The organism is Kitasatospora sp. NPDC057542 (assembly GCF_042801945.1).
Classification (GTDB): Bacteria; Actinomycetota; Actinomycetes; order Streptomycetales; family Streptomycetaceae; genus Kitasatospora.
Map to the genome: position 1 here is coordinate 1 of NZ_JBHVFE010000457.1, position 7,133 is coordinate 7,133.

The 7,133-nt window shown below is 75.8% G+C and carries 4 protein-coding genes; all 4 read left to right on the forward strand.

Going from position 1 to position 7,133, the window contains the following annotated elements; all coding sequences use genetic code 11:
* The first annotated feature begins 101 nt into the window (after positions 1-101).
* The 4 genes from ACFU7Y_RS36325 (at position 102) to ACFU7Y_RS36340 (ending at position 7,094) form a co-directional block, all read left to right on the forward strand.
* Complete coding sequence (locus ACFU7Y_RS36325) at positions 102-893, forward strand: hypothetical protein (RefSeq protein WP_380770910.1); 792 nt, start codon at positions 102-104, stop codon at positions 891-893.
* 242 nt (positions 894-1,135) lie between these two features.
* Positions 1,136-2,176 carry a hypothetical protein gene (locus tag ACFU7Y_RS36330; protein WP_380770911.1) on the forward strand — a complete coding sequence of 347 codons (1,041 nt, stop codon included), beginning with the start codon at positions 1,136-1,138 and terminating at the stop codon, positions 2,174-2,176.
* A gap of 47 nt (positions 2,177-2,223) precedes the next feature.
* Positions 2,224-4,095: an HSP90 family protein gene (locus tag ACFU7Y_RS36335; RefSeq protein WP_224284743.1), complete on the forward strand. Its 1,872-nt coding sequence runs from the start codon at positions 2,224-2,226 to the stop codon at positions 4,093-4,095.
* The gene (locus tag ACFU7Y_RS36340; RefSeq protein WP_380770912.1) at positions 4,095-7,094 is read left to right on the forward strand and encodes a hypothetical protein; all 3,000 of its coding nucleotides are present in this window, start codon (positions 4,095-4,097) and stop codon (positions 7,092-7,094) included. Before ACFU7Y_RS36335 ends, ACFU7Y_RS36340 begins: the two co-directional genes overlap by 1 nt.
* The last annotated feature ends 39 nt before the right edge of the window (positions 7,095-7,133 follow it).

Sequence of the window (7,133 nt, forward strand, 5' to 3'; positions counted from 1 at the left end):
GGCGGGGCGGTGACCGGGGCGGTCACCGCCCCGCCGGTGTTCGGCAGCGGGGCGGTCGCTATCTTGAGGGGTCACTGACAGGCCTAGGGAGGGCGATGGGGATGGGTGGTCGGCGGGTGCTCGCCGCGGTGGCGGCGGCCGGAGTGCTGACGGGCGTGCTGGCCGGGTGCTCCTCCGGGGGGTCGAAGAGCGTCGGCGCGGCGGATTCTCCGGCCTCGTCCGCGGCGGGTACGACTGCGCCGGGTACGGCTGCGGCGTCCGCCTCCGCCCCGGCCGGGGGCGCGCCCGACCAGGCGGCGCCCTCCGCGCCCGGGGCGGGTTCGGCACCCGTCTCCGCCCCGGCCCCGGCCGCGGCGGAAGCGCCTCGCGGGGACCTGGAGACGGCGCTGCTGGACGACAAGGTGGTCGGGCAGGTGCTGCCGGACGCCAAGGCGATGGCCGGGTGGGAGGAGGAGAAGCGCAGGGTCGACACCGCCGACCACAAGGTCACCTGCACCGGTGCCGCCGCCGCCTCCTGCGCCGGCAAGCCGTTGAGCGGGTCGGTCCGGTTCTCCTCGGGGGACGTGGTCGTCCGCTTCCTGGTGGACACCCTGCCCAGCCGGGACGCGGCGGCGCAGCGGCTGAAGGAGAACTACGCCTCGTACTCCGCGGGGCCGTTCAAGAAGGTCGACACTCCGGCGCTGGGCAGCGAGAGCCAGGCCTTCCAGGGGCCGCTGGCCGAGGGCGAGGGCGTCGGCATCGTGGTGCGCTCGGGCACCGTGGTGGCGAGCGTGACCAGCGAGGGCGGTCCGGTGGACGTGGCCGCGACGCGGAAGTTCGCGGTGATGCTGGTCAAGCGGATCGAGCAGGCGCAGAGCGGCAAGGCGCCGGACGCCGGGCTCGGCGTGGGCTGAGGGCCCGTCGACTGAGGGCCCGTCGGCCGGGCCGCGGGCCGTGCGGGCCGGTCCTCCTCCCCCCGGGTGTTCGATCCGGGCCGGGCCGTGCCGAGCGGCGGGCGGCCGGTCCACCGCCTCCCTCCGTGCGGCCCGGGGCGCTGGGCTGGGCAAACGGATGTCAGTCGACCGTGATATGTACCTATCTCGTGGCCAGCGTGCGGCCATGCGAAAGATACCGATGACGTTCGAGGGGGCCAGACATGCCGCTGTTCCGACGCCGCTCCGGCGGGGAGGGCGCGCAGGACCGGGCCGTGCGGCGCGGGTTCGGGTTCGGCCGCCGGGGCGCCGGATCGCCCGCCGCCACCGGCAGCGCCGAGCCGCGGCTCGACCCGACGTACGGGGACGAGTCGGCGCGCCTGGCGCTCCGGCAGGCCGCCGCCGGGGACTGGGCCGCGCTGCGCCCCACGCTGGCCGCCGCCGACGGCGCCGAGCTGTCCTTCCTCGTCGGGGCGATGTCCGACGTGCCCCGGGTCGAGCAGTGGACGTCCCGCGCGCTGGCCGACACCCCGGACGACACCCTGCTGCTGTTGCTGTCCGGAGCCCGGCACGTCGTCTGGGGCTGGGAGGCCCGGACGGCTGCCCGGGCCAAGGACGTCACCGAGGAGGGGTGGAAGGTGTTCCACCAGCGCCTGGACGTCGCCGAGGAGCAGCTGCTGGAGGCCGCCGAACGCGAGCCGTCCTGGCACGCCCCCTGGAACTTCCTGCAGATGAGCGCCCTGGGCGCCTCACTCGGCCCGGAGGTCGCCGCCTGCCGCTTCGAGGCCGCGGTGCGCCGGGCGCCCGGGAACGCCGGCTCGCACCGGATCCGGCTGCAGCAGCTGAGCGCCAAGTGGGGCGGTTCGCACGAGGAGATGCACGAGTTCGCCCGCTCGGTGATGTTCGCCGCCCCCGAGGGCAGTCCCCTCGGTGAGCTGGTGGCACTCGCGCACCTGGAGCAGTGGCTGGCTCTCCCGGACGGAGAGGACCGCGCCTACCTGACCAGCCCGGCCGTGGTGGCCGGGCTCCAGGAGGCGGCCTTCCGGTCCGTCCTGCACCCCGACTTCGATCCGGTGCGCGGCTGGCAGGCGAGCTTCAACGCCTTCGCGATGGCCTTCTCCCTCGCCGACCAGCCCAAGACCGCGCGCCTGCTGTTCGACGCGCTGGACGGCTGCGTGACCGAGGCGCCCTGGCACTACCTGTCGCGCGATCCGGTCAAGGCCTTCCGTGCCCACCGCGACCGCTGCACCTCGTACTGGCGCTGAGCCGTACCCCACCACCGCCATCCACCCCGCGATCGAAAGAGCCTCCGGTGTCCCCTACCGACAACCCGACGAGTGCGCACACCTTCCAGGTGGACCTGCGCGGACTGGTGGACCTGCTCTCCCACCACCTCTACTCCAGCCCGCGGGTCTACCTGCGCGAGCTGCTGCAGAACGCGGTGGACGCGATCTCCGCCCGCCGCGCCCTCGACCCCGGGGCGCCGGCCACGATCACCGTCCGCGCCGACGACGTGCTGTCCGTCACCGACACCGGCATCGGCCTGACCGAGAAGGACGTCCACACCTTCCTCGCCACCATCGGCCGCAGCTCCAAGCGCGACGCCGACGGCCGGCTCGACGGCGCCGGGCTCGCCCAGGCCCGCGGCGACTTCATCGGCCAGTTCGGCATCGGCCTGCTCGCCTGCTTCGTGGTCGCCGACGAGATCACCGTGGTCACCCGCTCCGCCGCCACCCCGGACGCCCCGGCGATCGAGTGGCGCGGCAGCTCCGACGGCAGCTACACCATCCGCACCCTGCCCGCCTCGGCCAAGCCCGAGCCGGGCACCACCGTCACGCTGGCCCCGCGCGCCGACGCCGCCGAGTGGACCCGCCCCGGCCGGGTCCTCACCCTCGCCCGGGACTTCGGCAGCCTGCTGCGCCACGACGTCACCGTGATCGACGCGGGCGGCACCGAGCACCGGGTCAACCGCACCCCGCCGTGGGCCGAGCGCCACGCCTCCCCGCTGGCCAGGCGCGACGCGCTCACCGAGTACTGCCGCGCCGCCTTCGACTTCACCCCGCTCGACACCATCGAGCTGGACCTGCCGCTGGTCGGCCTGCGCGGCGTCGCGTACGTCCTGCCGGACGCCGCCCCGCCCTCGCGCCGCAACGGCCACCGGGTGCACCTCAAGGGCATGCTGCTCTCCGACCAGGCCGACGAACTGCTGCCGGACTGGGCGTTCTTCGTCCGCTGCGTCGTCGACACCGACGGGCTGCGCCCCACCGCCTCCCGCGAGGGCCTGTACGCCGACGAGACGCTCGCCGCCGTCCGGGACGCGCTCGGTGCCCGGATCCGCGACTGGCTGACCGGCCTGTCCGCGAGCGACCCGGCGCTGTTGCACCGCTTCCTGTCCGTCCACCACCTGGCCGTCAAGGAACTCGCCCGCTACGACGACGAGTTGCTGCGGATGATGCTGCCCTGGCTGCCGTTCGAGACCACCGACGGCAACGTCACCCTGGACGAGTTCGCCCGCAGCCACCCGGTGGTGCTGGTGACCCGGACGGTCGAGGAGTTCCGCCAGGTCGCCCCGATCGCCGGCGCCGCCGGGCTCGGCGTGGTCAACGGCGGCTACACGTACGACCACGACCTGGTGCACCGGCTGCCCGAGATCCGCCCCGGCGTCTCGGTCTCCGACCTCGACCCGGGCACCGTCACCGCGCACCTGGACACCGTCGACCCGGCCGTCGAGCTGGCCGCCAACGCCTTCCTGGCGATCGCCCGCGAGGTGGTCGGCCGGTTCGACTGCGACGTCGCGCTGCGCAGCTTCCACCCGACCAACGCGCCCGCCCTGCTGCTCGACAACCGGGAGGCCCGGCACGAGCGCACCCGGGCCCAACTCGCCGACGAGGCCGACGGGTTGTGGGCGGACATCCTCGGCTCGCTGCGCGCCGAGGTGCCCCGTGCCCAGCTGGTGCTCAACCACCTCAACCCGCTGGTGCGCCGCGCCGCCACCGTCACCGACCGCGAGCTGGCCGTCACCGCCGTCGAGGCGCTGTACGGGCAGGCCGTGCTGATGACCCGCCGCCCGCTCAAGGCCAGCGAGTCCGCCCTGCTCAACCGCTCGTTCATCAGCCTGCTCGACCACGCCATGCTCGGCCACGAGGCTGCCGGCTCCGGCCGCGACGGCGGGGCGGAGGCGTGATGCTGGACACCCCCGACGCGGTGATGGCCGCGCTGCGCGAGAACGACGCCCGCCCGTACGGCCGGACCAGGACCGTCACGGCCGAGGAACTCGTCGACGCCGCCGAGCAGTTCGACGACACCGGGGTCCGCTCGATGGCCCTGCTGGAGCTGATGGAGGCCTACGAGTACGACGGCGAGCGCAGCAAGGGCCCGGTCGTCTTCGCCCGCATCCTCAAGCTCTGGGACACCGACCCGGACGGCTTCGGCGAGTGGGCCCGGCACCAGGTGTTCTGGCGCTTCAAGTGGGTCGCCGACGCGCTCAAGGACACCCCGGACGTCCCCCTCGCGGCGATCGGACGCTGGCACACCGAGCTGCGCGACCGCTACCGCGCGGCCGGTCACGACCTCCAGCCGTACTACGCCCAGCGCTACCACCTGGCCGTGCAGACCGGTATCGACGTGCAGAACGCCTACGAGCTGTGGGCGGCCCGCCCGCGCTCCGAGCTGAGCGACTGCCACGCCTGCGAGACCCGCGCCCGTGCCCGGCACTTCCTCGCCGCCGGGGACGACGCCCGGGCGCTGGAGGTGCTCGCCCCGGTGCTGGACGGCCGCTCCGGCTGCGAGCAGGAGCCCTACCTCAGCCAGGCCACCGCGCTGCTCGCGCAGCTGCGTCAGGGCCGGCCGGACGAGGCCCGCTCCGGCCACCTCTGCGGCTACCGCCATGCCCGCGGCAAGGCCTCGATGCTGAGCGCGGTCGGCCTGCACGTCGAGTTCTGTGCGCTGTCCGGCAACGAGCCGCGCGGCCTGGAGCTGCTCGCCGAGAACCGCGCCCTGTTCACGGTCACCGGCGACCCGGCCGCCCGGCTGGACTTCCTGACCGGTGTCGAGGTGCTGGTCGCCCGGCTCGCCCGGGCCGGCCACGGCGAACTCGCCGTCAGCGGCCCGGCCGGCACGCCCTGGACGGTGGACTCCCTGCTCGCCCACGTGCGCGCCGAGGCCGACGCGCTGGCCGCCCGCTTCGACGCCCGCAACGGCACGGGCGCGGTCGGCGCCGAGCGGCGCGCCCGGCTGGCCGTCGAGCCGCTGCTCGCCGAGCCGCTGGCGCTGGGCGTGCGGGCCGCCGTCGCGCCCGAGCTGTCCGCCGCCCCGGCCGTCGCGCCCGCGCCGCGCCGGACGGCCGAGCCGGAGCCGGAGGACTTCACCGCCCTGGTGCTGCGGGCCCGCGAGCTGGAGCTGCTCGGCCACCCGGACTCCGAGCGGCTGTGGAAGCGGGTCGCCGAGCGCGCCGGGGCCGCAGGCTTCGTCCACCCGGAGAGCGCCGAGCTGGGCGGCCCCGAGCGGCTGCGCGCCGAACTCGCCGAGCAGCGTGCCCACGAGGCGCTCCAGCGGGACGCGTACGCCGAGGGCAAGGCCGGGCTGCTGGCCGCCGCCGAGCTGTTCGAGCAGGCGGGGCTGCCAGGGCCGGCGCTGATGTGCCGCACCCGGACGCTGATCGCGGACCTGGACGAGAGCGACGGGGACGGGAGCGACGGGAACGGGAGCGGCCGGGGCGGGAGCGGTTCGGACGGCAGCGGGGGTGCGGACGGTGAGGACGGCGCGCGCGGCGCCAGGCAGGTCGACTGGGCGGCGCTCGACGCGGCGCTGGCCCGGGCCGAGGAACTGCGCGCAGGCGGCGAACTGACCGACGACGACTACCTGATCGTGTTGCAGGCCCGCGCCTACGCCGCCCACCACGACCTGGTCGAGGCGGAGCCCGAGCCCACCGCCGAGGTGGCCGAGCGCTTCGAGGCGGCGGTCGGGGCCTACCGGCGGACGGCCGTGGAGCTGGGCTCCGAGCGGCGGGCCGCCACCTCCCGGCAGTACACGGCCGACGCCGCCGCCCGGCAGGGCCGGCTGGCCGAGGCGCAGGCCGAACTGCGCGAGGTGCTCGCCCAGTTGGACGCCGCGGAGCTGCCCTGGCACACCCCGCGGGTGCTCGGCCTGCTGGGCCAGGTGCTGTTGCAGAGCCATGAGCCGGGCCAGGCGGTCGAGGTGTTCCACCGGGCGCTGGCCGAGGCCGTGCGCTGGGGCGACGACTCCTACCCGTACGCGCCGACGTACATGATGCTCGGCCACTGCTGCCTCCAGGTCGGCGACCTCGGCGGTGCGGTCCGCGCGTTGTCGGAGGCGGCCGCGCGCTACGACCGCAAGGGCGCCGAGGCGGTCGAGGAGGCCGCCCGGGTGCGCCTCCAGCTGGCCGACGTCCTGCGCGACACCGGCCGGGCGGCGGACGCGGTGGCCGTGCTGGAGTCGGTGCTGCTGGACGCGTCGGCGGCCCGGCTGGACGTCCGGATGCTCGCCCAGGCCCGGCTGGACCTCGCCCGGGGCCTGTCCGAGCTGGAGGAGCACCGGGACGCGGCCGAGGAGTACCTGCGGCTGGCCGACCTGGTGGCCGGCTGGGAGGACCAGGAGACCCACACCATGGTCGCCTGCGAGGCCACCCTGGCGCTCGCCCGGGCCGAGCGCTGGGACGCCGCCGAGGCGGCGCTGGCCCGGGCCCGCGAGGCGCACGGCAAGGCGCCGCAGGTGGACCAGCTGGCCGCCACCCTGCGGGAGCTGACTCGGCTGACGATGCGGGAGCAGGGCGAGGAGGGGCTGGCCGCGGCGCTGGCCCTGCTGGCCGAGGCGGATGCGGTCGGCGCGGCGGCCGAGCGGCGCGGCGAGGAGTACAACTCGTGGTACCTGCGCGGCGGTTCGCACTACGAGCGGGCGCGCTCGCTGGCCGTCGCCGGGCGGTACGAGGAGGCGCTCGCCGAGGTCGAGCGGGCCATCCCGGAGTACGAGGCGGGCGGCGAGCAGGCCGAGTCGCCGCGGGCGGAGTCCGTCCGGCTGGCCGCGCTGATCGAGGGCAGCGACCTCGGCCGCACCGAGGCGGCGGTGGCCCGGCTGACCGCCGGCATCGCGCGCTGCGAGGCGGCCGGGCTGCCGGAGGCGGCGGAGGTGCTGGCCGAGCTGCGGGAGCGGTTCGCCGGGGAGTGACTGCGCTGCTGCGGGCCGGGGCCCAGGGGTCGTGAGACC

Excerpts from the sequence above, each read along its gene's own strand:
- ACFU7Y_RS36325 (WP_380770910.1), top strand. The coding sequence starts at position 102 with ATGGGTGGTCGGCGGGTGCTCGCCGCGGTGGCGGCGGCCGGAGTGCTG.
- ACFU7Y_RS36330 (WP_380770911.1), top strand. The coding sequence starts at position 1,136 with ATGCCGCTGTTCCGACGCCGCTCCGGCGGGGAGGGCGCGCAGGACCGG.
- ACFU7Y_RS36340 (WP_380770912.1), top strand. The coding sequence starts at position 4,095 with ATGCTGGACACCCCCGACGCGGTGATGGCCGCGCTGCGCGAGAACGAC.